Source organism: Klebsiella sp. 1SOBk10mer, from assembly GCF_046602535.1.
In the GTDB taxonomy this organism is placed as follows: domain Bacteria; phylum Pseudomonadota; class Gammaproteobacteria; order Enterobacterales; family Enterobacteriaceae; genus Klebsiella; species Klebsiella quasipneumoniae.
Genome location: NZ_JBKIUP010000066.1, coordinates 1 through 494 on the forward strand (window position 1 = coordinate 1; position 494 = coordinate 494).

Annotated in this window: 1 pseudogene; it reads left to right on the top strand. The window is 54.0% G+C overall.

Annotated elements, in window-relative coordinates:
* Positions 1–494, top strand: a pseudogene (locus ACLH1I_RS26635) (IS1 family transposase); the annotation flags it as partial.

Genomic DNA, 494 nt, shown 5'->3' on the forward strand with positions numbered 1-494 from the left:
GTACGCACCAGAAAATCATTGATATGGCCATGAATGGTGTTGGATGCCGGGCAACCGCCCGCATTATGGGCGTTGGCCTCAACACGATTTTACGTCACTTAAAAAACTCAGGCCGCAGTCGGTAACCTCGCGCATACAACCGGGCAGTGATGTGATTGTCTGCGCTGAAATGGACGAACAGTGGGGCTACGTCGGTGCTAAATCACGTCAGCGCTGGCTGTTTTACGCGTATGACAGGATACGGAGGACGATTGTGGCGCACGTCTTCGGTGAACGCACTCTGGCCACACTGGAGCGTCTTCTGAGCCTGCTGTCGGCCTTTGAGGTCGTGGTATGGATGACGGATGGCTGGCCGCTGTATGAATCACGCCTGAAGGGAAAGCTGCACGTTATCAGCAAGCGTTACACTCAGCGCATTGAGCGACATAACCTGAATCTGAGACAACATCTGGCAAGGCTGGGACGGAAGTCACTGTCGTTCTCAAAATCGGTGG